This is a genomic window from Cytobacillus purgationiresistens, assembly GCF_030813235.1.
In the GTDB taxonomy this organism is placed as follows: Bacteria; Bacillota; Bacilli; order Bacillales; family Cytobacillaceae; genus Cytobacillus; species Cytobacillus purgationiresistens.
The window spans coordinates 24950-47123 of the sequence record NZ_JAUSUB010000026.1 but is presented as its reverse complement, the minus strand read 5'-3'; the positions used below and the strand labels follow the sequence as shown (position 1 = coordinate 47123).

General features: G+C 39.3%; 17 protein-coding genes and 1 pseudogene. 12 read left to right on the top strand and 6 right to left on the bottom strand.

Annotated features, from left to right (window positions below):
• The first annotated feature begins 158 nt into the window (after positions 1–158).
• The gene (locus J2S17_RS22025) at positions 159–890 is read left to right on the top strand and encodes a MerR family transcriptional regulator (protein ID WP_307478119.1); all 732 of its coding nucleotides are present in this window, start codon (positions 159–161) and stop codon (positions 888–890) included.
• A gap of 344 nt (positions 891–1234) precedes the next feature.
• Positions 1235–2440 carry an MFS transporter gene (locus tag J2S17_RS22020; RefSeq protein WP_307478088.1) on the top strand — a complete coding sequence of 402 codons (1206 nt, stop codon included), beginning with the start codon at positions 1235–1237 and terminating at the stop codon, positions 2438–2440.
• Positions 2441–2753: 313 nt separating this feature from the next.
• Here the strand turns inward: J2S17_RS22020 and J2S17_RS22015 are convergent, their stop codons facing one another.
• Both J2S17_RS22015 and J2S17_RS22010 read right to left on the bottom strand, forming a co-directional pair.
• Positions 2754–3041, bottom strand: a complete 288-nt coding sequence (locus J2S17_RS22015; RefSeq protein ID WP_503128671.1) for a DUF4871 domain-containing protein — start codon at positions 3039–3041, stop codon at positions 2754–2756.
• Between the two features lie 1031 nt (positions 3042–4072).
• Complete coding sequence (locus J2S17_RS22010; RefSeq protein WP_307478084.1) at positions 4073–4204, bottom strand: hypothetical protein; 132 nt, start codon at positions 4202–4204, stop codon at positions 4073–4075.
• 338 nt (positions 4205–4542) lie between these two features.
• Between J2S17_RS22010 and J2S17_RS22005 the strand changes: the two genes are divergently transcribed.
• The 9 genes from J2S17_RS22005 (at position 4543) to J2S17_RS21965 (ending at position 15178) form a co-directional block, all read left to right on the top strand.
• Positions 4543–5574 (top strand): tripartite tricarboxylate transporter substrate binding protein, encoded by a 1032-nt coding sequence (locus tag J2S17_RS22005; RefSeq protein WP_307478083.1) that lies wholly within the window; start codon positions 4543–4545, stop codon positions 5572–5574.
• Between the two features lie 63 nt (positions 5575–5637).
• The gene (locus J2S17_RS22000; protein ID WP_307478081.1) at positions 5638–6093 is read left to right on the top strand and encodes a tripartite tricarboxylate transporter TctB family protein; all 456 of its coding nucleotides are present in this window, start codon (positions 5638–5640) and stop codon (positions 6091–6093) included.
• Positions 6094–6129: 36 nt separating this feature from the next.
• On the top strand, positions 6130–7635 hold the full coding sequence (locus J2S17_RS21995) for a tripartite tricarboxylate transporter permease (RefSeq protein ID WP_370875101.1): 1506 nt from the start codon (positions 6130–6132) through the stop codon (positions 7633–7635).
• Between the two features lie 70 nt (positions 7636–7705).
• Positions 7706–9292 carry an ATP-binding protein gene (locus tag J2S17_RS21990; protein ID WP_307478078.1) on the top strand — a complete coding sequence of 529 codons (1587 nt, stop codon included), beginning with the start codon at positions 7706–7708 and terminating at the stop codon, positions 9290–9292.
• 3 nt (positions 9293–9295) lie between these two features.
• Positions 9296–10021 carry a response regulator gene (locus J2S17_RS21985; RefSeq protein ID WP_307478076.1) on the top strand — a complete coding sequence of 242 codons (726 nt, stop codon included), beginning with the start codon at positions 9296–9298 and terminating at the stop codon, positions 10019–10021.
• Between the two features lie 201 nt (positions 10022–10222).
• The gene (locus J2S17_RS21980) at positions 10223–10465 is read left to right on the top strand and encodes a hypothetical protein (RefSeq protein ID WP_307478075.1); all 243 of its coding nucleotides are present in this window, start codon (positions 10223–10225) and stop codon (positions 10463–10465) included.
• Between the two features lie 536 nt (positions 10466–11001).
• Entirely contained in the window at positions 11002–12258 is a 1257-nt protein-coding gene (hflX, locus tag J2S17_RS21975) for a GTPase HflX (RefSeq protein WP_307478074.1), read from the top strand.
• A gap of 22 nt (positions 12259–12280) precedes the next feature.
• Complete coding sequence (locus J2S17_RS21970; RefSeq protein ID WP_307478073.1) at positions 12281–13180, top strand: macrolide 2'-phosphotransferase; 900 nt, start codon at positions 12281–12283, stop codon at positions 13178–13180.
• Between the two features lie 474 nt (positions 13181–13654).
• Complete coding sequence (locus tag J2S17_RS21965) at positions 13655–15178, top strand: glycine betaine uptake BCCT transporter (RefSeq protein WP_307478072.1); 1524 nt, start codon at positions 13655–13657, stop codon at positions 15176–15178.
• A 49-nt stretch (positions 15179–15227) separates the two neighbouring features.
• Here the strand turns inward: J2S17_RS21965 and J2S17_RS21960 are convergent, their stop codons facing one another.
• The 4 genes and pseudogenes from J2S17_RS21960 to uvrA form a co-directional block, all read right to left on the bottom strand.
• Positions 15228–16268: an HAAS signaling domain-containing protein gene (locus tag J2S17_RS21960; protein WP_307478071.1), complete on the bottom strand. Its 1041-nt coding sequence runs from the start codon at positions 16266–16268 to the stop codon at positions 15228–15230.
• Positions 16255–16602 (bottom strand): PadR family transcriptional regulator, encoded by a 348-nt coding sequence (locus tag J2S17_RS21955; RefSeq protein ID WP_307478069.1) that lies wholly within the window; start codon positions 16600–16602, stop codon positions 16255–16257. The genes J2S17_RS21960 and J2S17_RS21955 overlap by 14 nt, the downstream gene beginning before the upstream one ends.
• Positions 16603–17024: 422 nt before the next feature.
• Complete coding sequence (locus tag J2S17_RS21950; protein WP_307478067.1) at positions 17025–18761, bottom strand: ABC transporter ATP-binding protein; 1737 nt, start codon at positions 18759–18761, stop codon at positions 17025–17027.
• A gap of 67 nt (positions 18762–18828) precedes the next feature.
• Positions 18829–21290 (bottom strand): annotated as a pseudogene (gene uvrA, locus J2S17_RS21945) (excinuclease ABC subunit UvrA).
• 158 nt (positions 21291–21448) lie between these two features.
• On the opposite strand from uvrA, the gene J2S17_RS21940 reads away from it, so the two are divergent.
• Positions 21449–22162 (top strand): MerR family transcriptional regulator, encoded by a 714-nt coding sequence (locus J2S17_RS21940; protein ID WP_307478066.1) that lies wholly within the window; start codon positions 21449–21451, stop codon positions 22160–22162.
• The last annotated feature ends 12 nt before the right edge of the window (positions 22163–22174 follow it).

Here is a 22174-nt window from a genome sequence, read left to right as displayed (position 1 = left end):
CCCATAAGAAGTAAGATAAACAAGAAATATATGCATTAGACCCTCATTCCCTTAAATAATTGTATGCAAAAAAATAGGCGAAAAATAATCCATACTTCTATTGACCCTCACGCAACGTCATACTTTATAGTAACTATTGAAGGGAGGCAAAGACAATGATGAGAGTAAAGGAAGTAGCTGATTTAGTCGGAATAAGTGTGCGCACACTGCATCATTATGATGAAATTGGATTGCTCGCTCCTGAGGAGACGACTGAATCAGGCTACAGAATCTATTCAGACAATAATTTAGAAACGCTGCAGCAAATATTGTTTTTTAAAGAGCTCGGTTTCCCTTTGAAAAAAATAAAAAACATTATCAACAGTCCGGAATTCGATCGGCAGGAGGCTTTGGCTCTTCATAAAAAGATGCTGCTTGAAAAGCGAATGAGGCTCGACAGAATGATTGCGACAGTTGATAAAACATTAAAATACGCAGAAGGAGAGATTGAAATGTCGAATGAAGAAAAGTTCGAAGGCTTTAATTTTAGCCATAACCCATATGAACAAGAAGCGCGGGAACGTTGGGGAGATAAAGCGGTCGATAAAGTAAACGATAAATTTAAAAATGAAGAAGATCAGAAAAAATATGCAGATGCGTTCAATGATATTTACCGGAGACTTGCAGATATCCGTCATCTTTCAGCCAGCTCAAAAGAAGCGCAGGAAGGCATTAAGGAATGGTATGTTTTCCTGAATCAAATGGGCAGTTATTCATTAGAAGCTTTCAAAGGACTGGGACAAATGTATGTTGCAGATGAGCGGTTTACAAAAAATATCGATCAGTTTGGAGAGGGACTTGCTCAATTTATGTGTGATGCAATGTCCATCTATGCAGACCAAAATAAGTAAACAAATAACATTAGAAAACGAGAAAAAAAGGCTTGCAAATGTCCGCCCCTCGTTATAAGATATTGACACTAACATGCGAAAGGGTGGCCATAGAAAATGATCTTATAATCCTGTTCTCAAAAACATTCGTAATTACTACGGTGTCATTTTGAATGGGATTGGTCTGCAATTTTTCAAAGGAAAAGAGTGTTGATTATAAGTACAATTGCTTGTACTTCATCTTTTTCTATGGCTTAGACTGCCTCCTATCCAAAGTGACGGATAGGAGGGTTTTTTTGCGCAGATACTAACCGTGTCTGTGATTAATTTCATCTGCAAGGATAGAGAAAGAGTGGGATTTTCTTATGACAAGAGAACAGAAGAAGAAGTTATTTATATTAATGATCAATATGTTTATTACTATTGGAAGCTTTGGAATTGTCATACCCATCCTGCCTGCTTATTTGGCATCAATTAACCAAGGAGGAACGGCAGCTGGCTTAATGATAGCGATCTTCGCTTGTGCACAGCTGATCTTTTCTCCAGTTGCCGGTAAGTGGGCGGATCAGTATGGACGGAGAAAAATGATTATTTATGGCTTGATTTTAATGACAGCCTCCATGTTTATTTTTTACGGATTTAACTCAATCTGGGTACTTTATTTCTCACGCGTGATTGGAGGGATTGGGGCAGCGTTACTCGTTCCAGCAATTTTTGCTTACGTGGCTGATATCACTACAATTGATCAGCGGGCAAAAGGGAATAGCTATGTATCTGCAGCCATGTCATTAGGTGTGGTTGTTGGTCCAGGAATCGGCGGCTTTTTAGCTGAGCTGGGCTTGAAAATGCCGTTTCTTATATCGGCTCTTGTTTCACTGGTAGCTGTTTTATTCTCTATCATCGTTTTAAAGGAAAGCCGTACTGTAGAACAAACAGCTGCTATGGCAATCAACGACGAAGAACCGATGGTGAAAAAGATGATTCGCTCAGTGAAAATGCCTTACTTTATTCCACTAATCATTACTTTAGTGATGAGCTTTGGGCTTATGTCGTATGAGTCGGTATTAGGTTTGTTTGTTGATAACCAATTCAATGCCACGCCAAAAGATATCGCAATTATGATTACAACAACAGGTATCATTAGTGTCATCGTTCAGTTGTTTATTGTTGATCGATTAGTCACTCGTTTTGGCGAAGGCGCTATTTTGAATATATTTATCGCGATTGCAGCAGCAGGTTTCTTCTTATCCTTGTTTGCTTCAAGTTACGCGTTATTCTTTGGTGTGACCTTGCTCATATTCCTAGCAACCTCCATCTTGCGTCCAGTCTTAAATACGCTGATTTCTAAAATGGCGGGTAATGAACAAGGGTTTGCGATGGGGATGAATAATATGTATATGAGCATCGGTAATGTATTAGGGCCAACGATTGCTGGAATGCTTTATGATGTGAATATCGTCTATCCGTTTATATTAGGTCTTGCTTTCTTACTGGTTACATTGAGTACAACGATTGTATGGCAAAAGCGTTCACTGGACAAAAAAACAAAAGTGAAACTTCAAGGCTCATAAAATGCAAAAGTCAGCGCAGAGAAGCGCTGGCTTTTTTAGTTTAGGCTGTTCTCATATACTTTGTTGCTTTTCGCAGGTAGTCATTGATTTCCTCTCCAGGTGCTCGCTTTCCGCGGGGCGGGCGGTGAGTCTCCTCGTCCGCTTTACTCCTGCGGTGCGGGCTCTCATCTGTCCCGCTGCTCCCGCAGGAGTCTCGCACATCCTCTCCAATCAACTTTTTTATCAATGGTTTGTCTTATCAAAACCTACAAAAAAACAACAATCTTTTAGTTAATAGGGTTGCCGCGGCAACGACAAGAACGATCTTGTGGATTTATTCAGTTATGTTAAAAACCAACGTATCAAATAATTCATTATCTGTGTAAAGAAATATTGCCCATTTTCCCGGTTGTGGTATTTTTACGCTAGATGGCATATGTGCATCCGCACCATTATTGGGCCCACTAAGTTCCGTTGTCCAACCGTCTATTAAAATTTGATGTACAGTTTCGGTTTCTTTATGAAAACCGCCAACTGTTAACTTTGTTGATTCAGGATTTTTAACTCCCCAATGATGCCACATCCACTTCTGAACATCCAAACCTGGCATGTCAGAACCTATTACACTGTTTTTCAGATGAGAATGCGAGGGATTCTTATCTCAAATCAAGCGAAATCTGTTTTTCAGATGAGAATGCGAGGGATTCTTATCTCAAATCACGTGAATTCCGTTTTTCAGATGAGAATGCGAGGGATTCTTATCTCAAATCAAGCGAATTCCGTTTTTCAGATGAGAATGCGAGGGATTCCTATCTCAAATCAAGCGAAATCTGTTTTTTAGATGAGAATGCGAGGGATTCTTATCTCAAATCAAGCGAAATCTGTTTTTTAGATGAGAATGCGGGGGATTCTTATCTCAAATCAGGCGATATCCGTTTTTCAGATGAGAATGCGAGGGATTCTTATCTCAAATCAAGCGAATTCCGTTTTTCAGATGAGAATGCGTGGGATTCTTATCTCAAATCAAGCGAATGCTGTTTTTCAGATGAGAATGCGAGGGATTCTTATCTCAAATCAGGTGGTATCCGTTTTTCAGATGAGAATGCGAGGGATTCTTATCTCAAATCAGGTGGTATCCGTTTTTCAGATGAGAATGCGAGGGATTCTTATCTCAAATCAAGCGAAATCTGTTTTTCAGATGAGAATGCGAGGGATTCTTATCTCAAATCAAGCGAAATCTGTTTTTCAGATGAGAATGCGTGGGATTCTTATCTCAAATCAAGCGAAATCTGTTTTTCAGATGAAAATGCGAGGGATTCTTATCTCAAATCAGGCGATATCCGTTTTTCAGATGAGAATGCGAGGGATTCTTATCTCAAATCAAGCGAAATCTGTTTTTTAGATGAGAATGCGAGGGATTCTTATCTCAAATCAAGCGATATCCGTTTTTCAGATGAGAATGCGAGGGATTCTTATCTCAAATCAGGCGATATCCGTTTTTCAGATGAGAATGCGTGGGATTCTTATCTCAAATCAAGCGAATTCCGTTTTTTAGATGAGAATGCGAGGGATTCCTATCTCAAATCAAGCGATATCTGTTTTTCAGATGAGAATGCGAGGGATTCTTATCTCAAATCAAGCGATATCCGTTTTTCAGATGAGAATGCGAGGGATTCTTATTTGTTTCCAATCAATATTTTGGAAATCATTTTTTGTAACCAATTCAGGAATGTCTTCATCTGACTCTATTTCTTTAAGTATGGATTCTTTAGTGCAAGCCGCCATAACGAGGAGCAAACTGAATATAAAAAAATATTAAATCCATTCTTTTCAAAGAAAAACCCTCCTTTTTTATAAAAAGCACCCTCCTAATTATTTCTCAGCCCTCGGAAAAATGCGCTTTTCTTGAACTGCAATTCCATGAGCCTTGAAAACAAGCTTAATAAACAAGAATATAGATTGTTTATAAAGTTAGTTTTATTGCCTTTTTCTTGCCAAAAAAATCAAGAAAATTTAATGAACAAAACGTTGTTAATAGATTTAAAGGATTTTAAATGGTTATTCATTCAATTTCAGAATTTTTATGTAATATTATTAAAAACGCTTACAAAGGGGGAAATACAATGATTTCACTTAAAAAAGTTTCAACGCTTTTTCTTGCTGGCACACTTGTATTTGGATTGGCAGCTTGCAGCGGCAGCAAAGAGACAACCACTGGTGAAAAAGGTGAAGGTGGTACTGGCTATCCTAAGAAAGCGATTACAGTGGTAGCTCCTTCAGGTGCAGGTGGAGGCTGGGACTTAACTGCCCGGTCAATCGCTAAAGTATTAAATGAAACGAAACTTGTGGATCAGCCTATGACTGTAGAAAACAAGCCGGGTGGGGGCGGAGCTGTATTCATGGCTGAGTATGCTACGCAACAGGTTGAAAACAACGACATGCTGTTAGTCAACTCTCCTCCAATCATCATCAATAATCTTAAAAAAGAGGGCAACAGCCCATACGGATATAAAAATACCACGCCATTAGCTCAATTGACTAAGGATTATGGCGCTATCGTAGTTAAGGCAGATTCCGAGTTTAAAGACTTGAAATCAGTACTGGAAGTAGTCAAGAAAGATCCAAAGGAGCTTACTTTCGCAGGTGGATCAGCACCAGGTTCTATGGACCATTTAGTGTCCATTCTGCCAGCTTATGAGTATGGAGTGGATCCAACAAAGATTAAATATGTATCCTACGACGGAGGCGGTGAGGCAATAACGGCCTTGCTTGGCGGGAATGCGGATGTAATTGGTACAGATGCATCAAGCGTAAAAGAGTTCTTGAAGTCAGGCAAGGTACGAGTGCTCGCGATTACTTCACCAGAGCGCCTTTCTGGTGATTTTGCTGAAATCCCTACTGCAATTGAAGCTGGCGTGAATGCAGAATTTACAATTTGGAGAGGGCTGTTCGGACCGGAAAAAATGTCTGATGAAGCAAAAAAATATTGGGAGACCACGCTTGATAAGCTAGTCGATTCTCCTGAATGGAAATTAGAAGTAGAGACGCAAGGCTGGGAACTTGAGTATAAAAATAGTGCAGATTTCAGTAAGTTTTTAGATGAACAAGAGGCTCAGGTTCAACAATTATTGGAAGCATTAGGCATGCAGAAGTAAATAATCAGGGAAGGAAATTATCTTTCCTTCCCTGATATTTTTAATTGAATGGGAGGATATTTGATGGACATCAAATTCGATCGATTTGCAGCTGTTCTGTTTTTGGCTGTAGGTTTGCTCTGTGTGATAGGAAGCAGGGGCATAGCAAGTTCTTCATACGGCAGTGTAGTAGGACCTGATATATTCCCATTGATCCTTGGAATATTGCTCATGCTCCTTGCTATTCGTCTATTCTATGAGACATTTCAAGCTTCGGGCAGTACAGAGAAGAAAGAGAAGCTTCAATATAAGCCTTTTCTTATTATTTTTATAGCTTCATTACTTTATATTTTGACCTTGGAGACGGTTGGGTATGTCATTACGACCTTCCTATTTCTATTCGTTTGTTTTCAAACGATGGAACGAAGCAAGTGGGTGACATCATTCATCATTTCTGCTGGTTTCTCATGCTTTATTTATTACCTATTTGTCAACGTATTAAAAGGAACACTTCCAGGTTGGCCAATCTGGTTTAGTTGATAGGAGTGTTGGATAGTGGACACAATTGAATATTTAATGAATGGATTTGGCACTGCACTTATTTGGTATAATTTACTTTTTGCTTTTGTCGGAGTGTTAATTGGTACGGCAGTTGGGGTCTTGCCAGGTATCGGTCCGATGAGCGGCGTTGCGCTGCTCATTCCTGTCACAGCAACTATAACAGGCGGATTACCGCCGGAACAAGCTGCAACGAGTGCAATCATTCTTCTAGCAGGCGTTTACTATGGGGCGATGTATGGAGGTTCTACGACCTCGATCCTGTTAAATACACCGGGGGAGTCATCTTCTGTAGTCACGACATTGGATGGATATCAAATGGCTAAGAAAGGCAGGGCAGGCAGTGCACTGTCAATTGCGGCGATCGGCTCCTTCGTGGGTGGGGTAGTCACAATTATTGCCATGGTATTGCTGGCTGAGCCGCTATCAAATATAGCCCTCAAGTTTGGACCTGCCGAATACTTTTCCCTGATGTTATTAGGTCTGGCTGCTGTCAGTGGATTAGCAGGAAAATCTGTAACCAAGGCTTTAATGATGACAATATGTGGTCTCCTATTAGGAACGATCGGGATTGATAATGTTTCAGGGATTGCCCGGTTTACGTTCGATGTTCCTTGGCTCTATCAAGGTATAGAGTTTCTGACCATTGCCGTCGGTTTATTTGCCTTAGGTGAAGTATTTAAAACCATATTGGAAAAAGATGAGGAAGAGGAAGATATAGCAAAAATTAATAATTTGCTTCCATCTAAAGAAGAATTCAAGGAATCGGTTGGACCGATCGCACGTGGATCAATATTGGGATTCTTTATTGGAATTCTACCTGGAGCAGGGGCAACCTTGGCCTCATTTTTCTCCTATTTGACAGAAAAACGGATTTCAAAAACACCTGAAAAATTCGGTACTGGAACGATTGCAGGTGTCGCCGCACCAGAAACGGCGAATAATGCTGCCTCAGGTGGTGCTATGATACCGCTGCTGACATTGGGTATTCCTGGTTCGGGAACAACGGCCATTTTAATGGGGGCACTTATGATGTATAACGTCCAACCAGGTCCCTTATTATTTGATGATCATCCGGATGTTGCCTGGGGATTGATAGCGAGTATGTTTATTGGAAACATTATGTTGCTGGTTTTGAATCTTCCTTTAGTAAAAGTATTTGCTAAAATCATCCTTACACCAAAGAAATATTTAATACCGATTATCATAGCCATTTCTATTTTTGGGGTATATGCCGTACAAGTATCGACTTATGATTTATTGTTGTTGCTTGCTTGCGGGGTATTGGGCTACTTTTTAAGCAAGAATGACTACCCCATTGCACCGCTGGTTTTGGGCTTAGTATTAGGCCCAATGATTGAGAATAATATGCGCAGAGCATTGACTATTACTGATGGAGATTATAGCATCTTTTTCACTCGTCCGCTTTCGCTTACATTTTTGATCATTACCGTTTTGTGGCTGTTAGTACCGGTATTTATGAAAATGAAAGGGAAGAAAGTCATAATAAATGTAGAGGGATAAAAACTGAATATTTAAAAGACTCCTTTCTAATGGGAGTTTTTTTTTATATGATGATATATGAGGTGGATGAATGCGTTTACATACGAAATTAATGCTGGGCATTTCTTTATTAATTATATTAATAGGCTCTATTTTTGAGTTTTCTTTTACAAGTCTTATGGAGAAGACATTGAAACAGGAAAAAGGTGAACAGGCTTTGTCAGTTGCACAATCGATTTCCCATATTCCAGAGATTAAAGAAGCTTTTCTGACAGATGATCCTGCCATCATCATTCAACCCATTGCAGAACAGATACGCAAGCAAGTACGTGCGGAGTTCATAGTCATTGGGAACCGTGAAGAAATAAGATACTCACATCCCAATTCTGAACGATTAGGCGAAAAAATGGTAGGAGGGGACAACACAAAAGTATTTGAAGGAAAATCGATCATTTCCGATTCAGTGGGAACATTAGGACCATCTTTAAGAGGGAAGGCACCGATCTTTTTAGAAGGAGAGGTGATAGGTGTCGTTTCGGTCGGTTATTTACAGGACGAAATAAAAAAGGAAATTTCCAATATTCGCAGGCAAATGTTCTTGATCACATTTTTAGTCCTAATTGGAGGCGTTTTTGTTGCCTACTTCATTTCGAGGAATATGAGGAAAGCGACCTTTGGTTTGGAGCCAAAGGAAATTGCCTGGATGTATCAAGAAAAACATGCCATTTTAGAGTCAATACATGAAGCGATTATTGCCATTGATGTCTATGGGAAAATAACTGTGGTTAATGAAACGGCGCATAGGATTCTTCAAGTGGACAATGAGATTTTGCTCCGAGGAAGAAGAGTGGATGATCTGCTTGAAAATACAAGGCTGCTGGATGTCGTTAACACCGGCAAGGCGGAGTATGATCAAGAATATATGATTTGCGGCGAGGTTTACTTAGTCAATTCGATCCCTATTTTAAGTAAGAGAGGGATGGTAATCGGTGCAGTTGCCAGTCTGAGAAATAAATCTGAATTGGCGAATCTGCTCCAGGAGTTATCACATGTAAGGGCATATGCTGAGGGTTTAAGGGCTCAGACTCATGAATATTCTAATAGGCTCTATACACTCCTCGGTTTAATTCAACTAGGTTCATATAAGGAAGCCATCGATTATATCTCTAAGGAAGTGGATGTTACCCAGAGTTTAATCCGTTTTTTAATGAAGGAAATTCCCGATCCGATCATCGCAGGATTTATTTTAGGAAAAAAAAGCTTGGCGAGCGAGATGAAAATTAGTTTTGACATTGATCATCATAGTAGTTTTAAAGATTTGCCAGTCGATATAGACCGGGAAAAATTAGTGACGATTATCGGGAATTTGGTTAACAATGCATTTGAGGCTGTAAGAGAGAATGGAAAGGATTCTAAGGAGGTTACCCTATTTCTAACAGACTTAGGTAAAGATTTAATTATTGAAGTAGAAGACAATGGAAGAGGGATTGACTTAGTGCATAGCGAATCAATATTCCAAGAAGGATTCACAACGAAAAATACAAATACAAATGCAGGAATCGGATTAAGTTTAGTGCAAAGGGCAATTAGTGAAATGGGCGGATACATTACTTTCACTTCAGATAAAGAGGAGAATACAATTTTTACAGTGGCGATACCAAAGAAAAGAGGTGGGTAATGAATGAGAGATGGCCGTGTGATTGAAGTATTAATAGTGGAGGATGATTTACGGATTGCGGAAATACAGCGCCAATATATTGAAAATATTGATGGCTTCAAGACAATCGGTATTGCGACAAGTCATTTTGAAGCGAAAAAGTTTATGGATGTTTTTCAGCCCGACCTTATTCTGTTGGACGTTTACTTTCCGGATATGAATGGGATAGATTTATTAAAGGAAATAAAACAGCAGGATAAACAAATGGGTGTCATCATGATCACGGCAGCCAGGGAATTAGTTAGGGTACAGGAAGCCATTACAATCGGTGTATTCGACTATATGATCAAACCGGTTGTGTTTGATAGATTTAAACAATCATTAGCCAGGTATCAGGATTTTCATTATCAATTATTGGATTCTAAAGGTAATGCCTTCCCGCTTACACAACAGCAAGTAGATAAGTTATTACAGAAAGAAAAACGGTCAACAGATAAAGAGAAAGAAGAAAAATCAATGGTTCAATTGCCGAAGGGGATCGATAGACTCACTTTAGAAAAGGTCTTGGGTGTCTTGGGCAATACAGAGCAACAAGGATTGACTGCAGAAATCATTGCGGTGGAAATTGGAGTAAGCCGAACCACGGCAAGGCGATACTTAGAGTATCTCATGTTTGAAGAAAAAGTTGATGCGGATTTATCATATGGTCAAGTGGGACGCCCAGAAAGAGTTTATTCAGTAAGAAAATGAATGTATAAACCGCATTAAATTTGAAAAGGTGATGCTTAAATAGCGTCATCTTTTTAGTTTGTTAGTGAAGTGTAATTGAAATTAACTGCTTCTCAAATCTTTTTGTAGAATATCTACTCAAGCTGAACCCATGCCTATACAACAACCAACCTTAATGAATACAATAAGGTGAAATAAGAAGATCATTAAGGGGGGGACAACATGTCCGAAGAGAAGAAGAAAAAAGTCATCCATGTGGATAAATTAATCATACACGCAAAAGAAGTTGAAGTTAATCAAGAGAAACCATCTCATAAACCACCGCATAGAGAAGAAGTTCAAAGAGAAGAAAACCATGGTAAGGAACAAGAGACAGATCGCAATCGCGATCCATGGGGATTCTTTTTTGGTGGACGCAGACAGGCAGAGAGAGAGTTGGAGAGCTCTGAGCATGAAGAGGGATAATAGGTTAAAATCAAATCTCTGTATTAGTAAGGATTGATTTAAGATCACATTGTTGTTATGATGAAAGTAACTTTTAATGAACGGAGGTTTCCTAATGTCAAATTTTTGCAGACTACGCATCCAAAATTTGAACCAGTAATTTTATATGGTCAAATCTCTGTCTGTGTACAGAGTAACGGGATTGGTCTGCCTTGAAAAAGGAAACCTAATTTACAGTTTTCATGTAAAAAAGGGGAGACGTGTCTCTCCTTTTTTTGTTGTCTTTTTATTGACTCACGCACTCTCGAGGCTAGTGATTTTAGTCTGATCTGCGTCAATAAAGACGATATGAGCGCTGTATGATTGCATGAACACTACATCATTTTAGGGGAAATTGTTATTTTTTTGCATTTTTTTGCGAGGAATAGCTTTCCTATACCCACTTAATTATTTTTTGCATCCCTGATACTAAAAAAACACAGGCAGAGTCTGTGTTTTTTTTGTTGTCTTTAACAGGAAGGCACAGTATAAGAATTTAGTTAATTGGAGGAGATTGTATGAAAAGAAAAGCAATATTAGTTGGAGCAAATGTAAGCCAAACACAAGTGGATTTTGATTACTCTATGCAAGAATTAGAGAACTTGGCAGAGGCATGTGGAGTAGAGGTACTCGGGCATATCGTCCAAAACCTTCATCAAGTGAACAAAAAGCATTATGTTGGTGCAGGAAAAGTAGAAGAGCTCGGGCTGTTTATTAACGAAGCAGAAGCAAATATAGTCATCGCAGATGATGAATTGTCGCCTTCACAAATCCGTAATTTGGAATCGGCACTTGATTGTGAAGTAATCGATCGAACAATGCTTATTCTTGAGATTTTTGCTAACCGGGCAAAGACAAAAGAGTCGAAGCTGCAAGTAGAATCAGCAAGGTTAAAATATATGTTACCTCGTTTAGTTGGAATGAGGGAAGATCTTGGCCGCCAAGGCGGAGGTGTTGGCTTGAATAACAGGGGCTCGGGTGAAACAAAAATTGAGTTAGACCGCAGGAAAATAGAAGAGAAAATCTCCGCACTTAATAAAGATCTCGTCAAATTGGCAGACCATAGAAAAACACAAAGAAAACAAAGGAAGAAAAACGATATTCCTGTTGTCTCTTTGGTGGGATATACGAATGCGGGGAAATCAACTCTTATGAATGTAATGCTCAATACTTTACATGAAGAACCAAGCAAGCAGGTTTTTGCAAAGGATATGCTATTTGCAACATTGGAGACATCTGTTAGAAATGTGAAGTTAAAGGATCATCGGAGCTTTCTTCTAACAGATACGGTCGGTTTTATTAATAAATTGCCTCATCATCTAGTAAAAGCATTTCGTTCAACCCTGGAGGAGGTCATCGAAGCAGACTTGCTTCTTCATGTGATTGACTCTTCCAATCCTTATCATGAAGAGCAAAGGAAACTGACCGAAGATATATTATCGCAGCTAGGTGCAGGAAATATCCCAGTTGTTTATGTCTACAATAAAGTGGATTTAATTGGGAGAACAACCCCATTAGTTGATGAAGGCAAAGTTTATTTATCTGCAAAACAGCGGATAGGAATGGAAGAATTAACAGAAATCATCACAAATGAAGTATTGGCTGAACTGATGAAATGTGAATTTCTCATCCCTTACGTCAATGGGGAGATTGTTTCATACTTTACTGAAAATAGTACAGTGCTATCTACAGAATATAAAGAGGAAGGCACGCATATAATCGTTGAATGCCAGAAGGAAGATGCTGAGAAATTTAATCATTATCTTTTAAAGTAAACAAAAATTGGAGGTTGGAGATATGTCGAAAACAAATATGGAATTAGTTAATTTAGCCAAAAGACATGGCTTGAATATTAGCGTAGACTCTTTAAAAAAGAATGAATCAGGTTTGGATTTTTTAGTTGTAATGACAACTGACGAAAAGGGCGATAGATGGGTCCTTCGAATCCCAAGAAGGAATGATGTCATTCCAACGGCTAAAAAAGAGAAGAAAATACTAGAATTAGCTGGTCCTAAGCTTTCTGTTCAATCCCCAAACTGGGAGGTTTATTCAGAAGAGTTGATTGCATATAAGCTTTTAGAGGGTGTACCTGCAGGAACAATTGATCCTGAAGCTAAAGCTTATATATGGGAGCTGGATGAAAAAAATGTCCCGGACTCTTTTCATAGCAGTTTAGGGAAAGCTATGTCAGAATTGCACAACAGCATTTCACATGACGATGCAATGAGAAGCGGCATTAAGGTTCTAACTCCAGAGAATGTAAGAACTTCGATGGAAGAGCGAATGAGATTGGTAAAACAAGAATTTGGCGTGGGGGAAGAACTTTGGCAGCGATGGCAAAGATGGCTTCATAACGATTTACTATGGCCCCAGCACACAGCATTTATTCACGGCGACTTGCATGCAGGCCATATCCTAATCAACTCTGAGGCATATGTGACAGGGATTATTGATTGGACGGAGGCGCGTGTGGACGATCCAATAAATGACTTTTCCGTTCACTATGCAGCATTTGGTGAAGTGGCAGTAAAGAAACTGTTTAAAGAATATGAGGCATTTGGAGGGAAAACATGGCCAAATATGTACCAGCATCTACTCGAGTCTCAAGCAGCATATCCTGTCGGGATCGCAGAATTTGCTTTGAAATCTGGGTTAGAAGAATATATGAAAATGGCTAAAGAAACGCTACAGGTGTAGTCTGATTATCGAATAAAAAGAGTCCATGCGAATCAAGCATGGACTCTTTTTGTTGTTAATGAACATGCATAAATATGGTAGGTGAACTAGAAAAAGGGTGGGCAACCTCCATGGAAAAAGAATACAGCCACTACTTAACAAAAAGAAGAAAGTTAGGGAAGTAAAAACACAATTGTCCAAACACATGTCGAATTGAAAAGTTAGGAAATTAAGAAAACCTTCCAATACTTACTATTCATTAAGTTATTTCAAACGAAAATCCTAAAAAGAGGTTTACCAACTCCATGTTCGGGTATATTGATTCAGTGATTTAAAATTAGTTTTATGCATTAAAAGGTACGCTAAGCTATTTACATAATTAATTCCGTTTTTTTAACATAATTTCACTAATTTTTTTGCAAAATAGAGAGTGAGGTACGGATATTTCTTAAAAACACTTATCGAGTAAAGCTTAGACGGAGAAAGGAATATTCTATGAAAAAGGTTTCTAATGTATTTTGGATTTCTGTGGCTATTGTAATTGTATTTGTTCTTATTGGTGTGATTATGCCAGAAAGCTTTGAACGGGCGACAGGTCAGTTGCAGAGCTTTTTAACTGATACCTTTGGCTGGTACTATCTTATTCTGGTATCAATTCTTGTTGTATTTTGTGTTTTTCTTATATTTAGTCCTGTTGGTGCGATTAAATTAGGGAAGCAGGATGAGAAACCGGAGTTTTCAAGAGCTACGTGGTTTGCGATGTTATTTAGTGCAGGGATGGGTATTGGCTTGGTCTTTTGGGGGGCTGCTGAACCTGTATCACATTTTATGACTCCTCCGCTTTCAGATGGCGGGACGGATGCGGCCTATCGAGAAGCGATGAGATATACCTTCTTCCATTGGGGAATTCATGCATGGGCGATTTATGCGCTAGTAGCCTTAGTGCTTGCGTATTTTCAATTTAGAAAAGGTGAGCCAGGTTTAATATCTGCTACATTAAAACCGATTTTTGGGAAAGAAAGAATGGAAGGTCCTTGGGGCACTGTTATTGATGTATTAGCTGTTTTTGCCACAGTTGTTGGTGTAGCAACGACTTTAGGTTTTGGTGCCTCGCAAATAAATGGCGGTCTAACCTATTTATGGGGAATTCCAGATAGTTTTGGCGTCCAAGTAATTATTGTTGTGGTTGTGACCATCCTATTTATCTTTTCAGCATGGTCAGGCTTAAGTAAAGGGATTAGAATTTTAAGTAATACAAATATGGTTTTGGCTGTGGCCTTAGTTATTTTAATGTTTATTATTGGACCGACCATATTAATACTTAATATGTTTACAGATACAATTGGCGGGTATATCCAAAACCTTGTTCAGATGAGTTTTAGAATTTCTCCACTTAATGACGAACATCGGTCATGGATTAATGATTGGACGATTTTCTATTGGGCTTGGTGGATTTCCTGGTCCCCATTTGTAGGAATATTTATCGCACGTGTGTCAAGAGGGAGAACCATTCGCGAGTTCGTGATTGGTGTTCTATTGTTGCCAGCGTTAGTCAGCTTCTTCTGGTTCACAGTATTCGGAACTTCAGCGATTGAGGTTCAAAAATCTGGAGCAGTTGATTTATCCATATTCCCAACTGAACAAGTATTATTTGCCGTATTTAGCGATTTTCCTTGGTCTCTCCTACTATCTGTTATTGCGATTGTTCTTGTGGCTATATTCTTTATTACTTCTGCTGACTCAGCTACCTTTGTATTGGGGATGCAGACGACATATGGTTCATTAACTCCTCCAAATGCGGTGAAGATCACATGGGGAATTGCGCAATCGATAGTTGCGTTAATCCTATTATACAGCGGCGGTTTACAAGGTCTGCAGAATGCCTTAATCATAGCTGCCTTTCCATTCTCCTTTATTATGGTGCTGATGATGCTATCGCTATATCGTTCTTTAGTAAAGGAAAAGAAAGAGCTTGGGTTATACTTCAAGCCAAAAGTAAAAAGCAAACAGCCTAAATAAGCAAGTTTAGATGCCATCCCAAGAAGTGATTATTTGGGATGGCTCTCTTTTATTTAGTTGAATCACTGTTTTTGTAAGGATCCAGCTTTATTTTAGCTTTTTTAAATCCTTCGTAGCTTGAATAAGCAGAAGTCAGTATTACACTTGCAATTGAAATGCCGATTACTAACTGCGCAACACTTTCAACCTCAGCCAGCGTACTGTTAAAGATTTCTCCCATATAGTTGAAAAAGTCTGGATGAAATAGATTTGACTGGAGTATGATGAACAAAAACAATCCGGTATATAAAATGTGATATATCGTATTCACCATGGCTAAACGCTGTGTCCATTGCCCTTTAATCCATTTGAAAATGGTTAGTGCAATTTCTACACCTAGAAAGACAACAATAATTGGCCAGCATGATAAAAGGAGAGATTGATTAAATATGGGAGTAATTAATTCGAGTCCTGGCTGCCCTCCGGCTCCACGATAAACACCAATATAGTCAATAGCTGTAAAATAGACAGTGCCCCAAATAGCAGTCCACAAAAGGCTGCTAAATACCTCCCCTTTGTTAATCGCTTTTTTCTTAGGGATCACTGTTACGTTCTTTAAGTCTTCTGGTTTCCACTCTTTACCTGTACTTGAAAGCTGGTAGGGGGCTACCCCTGATCGTTCAATGATAAAGAAGACGAGAGTTATCCAAAATAATGCCTGTATACCAACATTTATCACGTTCCAAATGCCCTCACCAAAAAAATGAAGTAGAAAGGTCCAGTCATTTGCTGTTTTGGCAAATTGGATATAACTTTCAATGAAATAAATGCTTAAGGTGAAAAAAAGAACAATCGGCATCACCATCTTTAAAGTAGAGAGATAACCATCATAAAAGCCCGGTCCGATTAAGTAAGTGGGCTTATCTCGATATTCATCAGCCATTGCTGCAGGATCACCCAGCTCTGCTAATGCAGATTTTTCATCTTCCTCAGAATATTGGTCAGGCAGCATATCCAGTATGGTCGACTTCAACTCCAGTGCAATATCCTCACGAGTATTTTCAGGTAATCTTCTTGACACTTCATGCACATAGATATCAATCCATTTCATTTATTTTCGCTCCTTTCAAGAGAAGGTTAAGTTCACCTGACATCTTATCCCACTCATTTTTTAGTTCAATCAATACTTGCTTTCCTTTATCACTTAGCACATAGTATTTTCTTGGCCTGCTTTCCGTTGTATCCCAGCTGCTTGTGACAAGCTCTTGCTTTTCCAGGCGACGCAATAGCGGATAAAGGGTACTCTGTTCAATGGCTACACCAGATTGCTCTAAGCATTGAACTAATGAATAACCATATTGTGGAGAGTCTAGTTGACTGAGTACAGCGAGAGTCAATGTTCCTCTGCGCAGTTCTGTCGTAAAAGAATTAAGCAAATCATGCATTCAATACTCACCTCGTTTCTATAGTGTATATCATACAGTATTATCAAATCAACATTATTGTTACATAATTTTTGAAAAAATTTTTGGATTGCTTAAGGTTCTTGCTGAATTAATTGCACAAAAAAAGATTTGCACAAGGATATATATTCCATTTTGCTGAATTAATTGATGAATTCGCCGGAATGTTTGAGGATATGGCCGGAATAATCTCATTTCTGTCGGAATGTTAAAGGTTTTTGTCGGATTCATCTTATATTAGCCGTCTGTTAGAGGTTTTCACCGATGCTATTTTAAAAATTGGAGGGGTTAATGGCCATTATCATATTTTTATATCTCAAATCATTGGTAGATTGGGATAAGAAAAGACCAAATCAATTGGCGATTTGGTCTTCTAATAACGATGCCTGTTCCAGAATGACTCGTTAAGTTAATTGTTGCTCAGCAAATTCCCGATATAAATCATGATTGCTGATTAGTTCCCGGTGAGTACCAATGCCGGTGACTTCACCATTTTCGATGAAGATAATTTGATCTGCGTCAACGATTGTTGAAAGGCGGTGGGCAATGACGAAGGTTGTTCGTCCTTCCATTAATCTTGAGAGTGCTTGTTGGACAATTCCTTCAGATTGACTGTCAAGACTCGCGGTGGCTTCATCCATCATCAATATTTTCGGATCGCGTAAAAAGGCTCTGGCAATCGCAATTCGCTGTCTTTGTCCTCCGGAAAGCTTCACTCCGCGCTCACCAACTTCGGTATCCAGTCTGTTTGGAAAAGATTCAATAAATTGATCTGCGTAAGCCATTTTACAAACTGCCCATAATTGATCATCTGGTATATCATCTGCATGTTCAAGACCGTAGCAAAGATTCGCTCTAATTGTACCTGCCATCATAGCGCTTTCTTGCGAAACATAACCGATTTGACTGCGCCAGGATGCCAATGATAATGCATGAATCGATGTTCCGCCAATTGTAATTTCCCCGCCAGTCGGTTCATAATACCGCTCAAGCAAGCCGAACATTGTTGTCTTACCGCCCCCACTGGGACCAGCAAAGGCAATCATTTCTCCAGGGTTTGCATCAAACGATATATCTTTTATAACCGGTGAATCATCATCACTGTAGGAGAATGAAAGGTTTCTCACTTGAAGCGGTTCGTTGGATATATCCATTTGTTTTCCATCTTGCCCATTCTCCAAAGGGATATCAAGTATGTTAATGATTCTTTCTGTTGCTCCTTTTGCCTTCTGCAGCTGAGTGAAGAACATCGCAAATGACGTAATCGGAAAGACAATTTGAAAGAGGTAGAGCAAGAATGCGACAAGGGAACCGGTGGACATCGTTCCGTTGGATACACGAATGCCTCCATAAGCAATGATCATGACGATGACTACCATTACGACAAGATACATAAATGGACCGATAAGAGCAAAAATCTTCGCCTCTTTAAGACCGAATCCCAGCAGCTTTTTAATTCCGCCAAAGCCTTTGTTTTCTTCAAATTGTTCCGCATTGGAGGATTTCATTAAGCGGATCTCACCTAGTGTTTGCTGGATATTTCCAGAAAAAGTAGCTGTTTCATCTTGTAAGCCGCGAGATACTTTTGCCATCGTTTTTCCAAGCGGAATCATAATGATCAATGTGAAGGGCACGGCTAATAGCATGATTAATGTCATTTTCCAGTCCATAATTAACAGAATGGTTACGGCTCCAATAATGGAAATCAGACCTGAAATAAACTGAGGGAAATGCTGAGAGATTAGATCCTTAACAATCCCTGTATCGTTCACAACCCTGCTGACAGATTCACCGCTTTGCTGTTTATCAAAATAACTAATAGGCAAACGAATGAGCTTCGTCCACATTTTTTCACGAAGCTGGGCAACAATCTGCTGACCTGCAGCAGCTAACAAATAGGTTGACACGCCATCAATGACAGCTTGAAGAATAAAAACAGCTGCAATGAGGAATATGAAGGAGAGGCTAAGAGATGCCAGGGAAAAACCATCGACAAGCTCCCGTGTCAATAGTGGAATCGCCAGACCTACGATCGTCGTAATGACGCTGGCGATTAGCCCTACAATAATAGCGAACTTCGGTATTTTTGTAGATAAAATGAGTGAGAAAAATGGTTTTAAGCCATTCTGCTTTTGATCCATATAATTGTAGCTCCTGTTCTTTGTATTTAATAAGAAGTGAAGAGGAAAAATCTTCACTTCTTTATTTTTACATTGTTTGAAGGAATGAGCCAGTATAAGACTCTTTTGTAGCAGCAATTTCAATAGGTGTTCCTTCGGCTACAATTTTTCCACCTTCTGTGCCTCCATCAGGTCCGATATCAATAACCCAGTCTGATTCCTTGATTAAGTCGATAGTATGCTCTACAACTATGACAGTATTGCCAGCATCCACTAGTCTATTGAGAAGCAGGAGCAATCTTTTGACATCTGCGGGATGTAAACCGGTCGAAGGCTCGTCCAGCAAATATAGAGTGTGGCCAGAGGATTTCTTATTTAATTCCTTTGATAGTTTCAGCCGTTGCCCTTCACCGCCTGATAATGTTGTAACTGCAGATAGCCTAAACCAATCTCTGTCAACAGACGAGTCGTTTCAGCTAATTTCTTTTGATCTCCAAAAATCGGCAGACTTTCTTCGACTGTTAAATCTAGAAGAGATGAAATGGTGTGGCCATTAAAAGTTACTTGTAAAATTTCATCAGTAAACCTTTTTCCGCGACAGGCAGGGCATGTCACTTCAAGATCTGGAAGAAAGTGCATATTGATGGATACAAAACCAAGACCGGAGCAATTTTCACATCTACCGCCTGGGGTGTTAAAAGAGAAATCCTTTGGTTTAAGATTCAATTCTTTAGCTTCCGGCAAACCGGCAAATAAATTTCTCAATAAGGTAAAGGCATCTGTGTAAGTGGCAATATTTGATCTTTGCATTCTGCTGAGCGGAGACTGATCTACCTTGATGATTTTATTCACAGCCTCAAAGCCGGTGATTTTTTCATAGCTATGTGAGTGAGATCCATTATTGTCTCCAGAGGAAAGTACATCAAATATCAAGGTGGATTTTCCAGATCCTGAAACACCTGTGACAGAGATTAAGCAGCCAAGCGGAAAAGATGCCGTTACATTTTTTAAATTATGCTTTGTTGCATTATGCACTGTTATATATTTGCCTGTACCTTTTCGAACGGCCTTAGATATGCTGGTTTCAGATTTTAAGAACGGAGCGGTAATAGAGTGCTGCTGATTAAGCAGGCCCTTCCAATATCCTTCACCGATGACGGTTCCTCCTTGAATGCCTGCTCCAGGTCCCATATCAATGATGTGGTCGGCTTGTTTCATTACATCCACATCGTGTTCGATGACAAGCACGGTATTTCCCAAATCTCTAAGATCCTTCATGATATTCACTAATCCGCTCGTATCTTTCGGATGAAGACCAGCAGTGGGTTCATCGAGAATATAAAGAACTCCAGTTAGTCCAGATCCTAGAATTGAAGCTAGTCGGAGGCGCTGAGCTTCACCACCTGATAATGAAATGGTCTGCCTATCTAGTGTCAGATAACCTAGACCAACCTTGTTTATCCTGGTTGCTTTGACAATTAAGTCGTTTAGAAAGGTTTCAACAATTTCAAGTTTATCTGGAGTCAGGTTTTGCTCTAAATCAGTTAACCAAGTCAGCATGTTTTCGATAGATGTCCTTGATATTTCAGAGATAGACTTGTTAGCTACCTTTACTTGGCGAATTCCTTTTTTCAGTCGTTCCCCTTCGCAATCATAGCAGGTCTCCTCAAAGAAATAGGCAGCATCACTGGATTGTCCTTCTTTTTCCTTATATCTCCGCCACATACCAGGAAGCACCCCTTCAAATTTGCCTTTACTCACTGTTTTAGGAGCCTGTATATCAGGGAAATGCGCTTTGAACTCTTCACTTTCTACGCCGTAATAAAGGAGATCGTGTTGAACATTTGTGTAATCCTTTAAAGGAAGATTTGGATCAAATTCAAAGCCGTAGTATTTTGCGGATTCTGATAATATGGTCATTTGATACTCGCGATAGGATTCATACCAAAGCGTAACGCATCCTTCGCGCAAGCTCAGATCAGCCTCGAATACAGCCTCTTTGTCAATACTCACAACATTTCCTAGTCCGCTGCAAGTTTCACATGCACCTTCAGGTTTATTAAATGAGAAATGGGATCGTGTGAATTTCTCGAGTTTTGTGTGACAGTGGGGACAGTTAATAAAGGTTTTAAACCCGACTGAATCCTCTTCAAATGAATCTTTATCTGGATAAGGAATGATGACTGCATCACATTGTGGGCAAGGGCGTTCGCCAAGTTTTTCAAAAATCAATCGTAAATACGTGTACATATCAGTAACCGTACCAACGGTGGAGCGAGGGTTTCTGTTAGTGACATGCTGGCCGACGCTGATGGATGGTGACAGGCCGGTAATTGAATCTACCTTAGGCTTACTTAAGGAATCAGTTGTCATTCCCATAGATTCCATATACTGTCGCTGACATTCTCGTTGCAGAGTATCCATTGCTAAAGTTGATTTACCTGACCCAGATGGTCCTGTGAGAACAACCAGCTTGTTTTTTGGGATAGCCAACGATATGTTTTTTAGATTGTTTTCTCTTGCTCCTTTTATATCGATCTTATCTTTCAATTGATTTCCTCCTTTAAACTGAATCACTTGCTATTTAATTGTATAACTTTAATGCAAATGCTAAAGTTTATTAACAGTATTGCCTAGGATAATAGAATGAATAATAAATAAGCCGTCATGCAGATTTAAGTTTTTTTAATAATGTTTAGGAGGAGCATATGCTAATAAGACCGATTGATATTGCCAAGAAACTGAATATAAGTACAAGTTCATTAAGGCACTATGAAACTTGGGGGATTGTTCCACTACCAGAAAGAATGCCTAATGGCTACAGAATATATACAGAGGAGCATGTGGCCTATTTTGAATGCATCCGTGCGATGTTTCCGGGATTTGGTGTCCCCCTCACATCAAAGGTAATGAAGTTTCTGCAAAATAAAGAGCTGGATGCTGCACTTTGGCTAGTCAATCAAGCCCAAGCAGATCTTCATCGTGATAAAATGATGGCTGAAAAAACAATTAAGATTCTAGAAAATGATGCTCTGGAAGAAATAGATTCGCGAGGGAAACCCAGATGGATGACGATTGGTGAGGTATCGAAAGCTGCAGCAGTACCAAGTTCAGCGATTCGCCATTGGGAAAAGGAAGGGCTTTTCTCACCGGATAGAGATTTGGAAAATGGCTATCGAAAATATAAACGCTCTCATGTTAGGCAAATCATGATTATCCGCACTTTAAGAACAGCAGTTTATTCATTGGATATTATTAAAGAAATCATTCATGAGCTTGATCACAATAATATCGAGCACGCTAGAGAAATAGCCCGTGATTCCATTTCTTATTTAAATAAGATCAATCAAAATCAGTTGAAGGGTACACATTATTTATTCACATTAAGTTCCATGTTAGGGCTGGTTGAGTCGAATGATTAGGTGTACATAAAA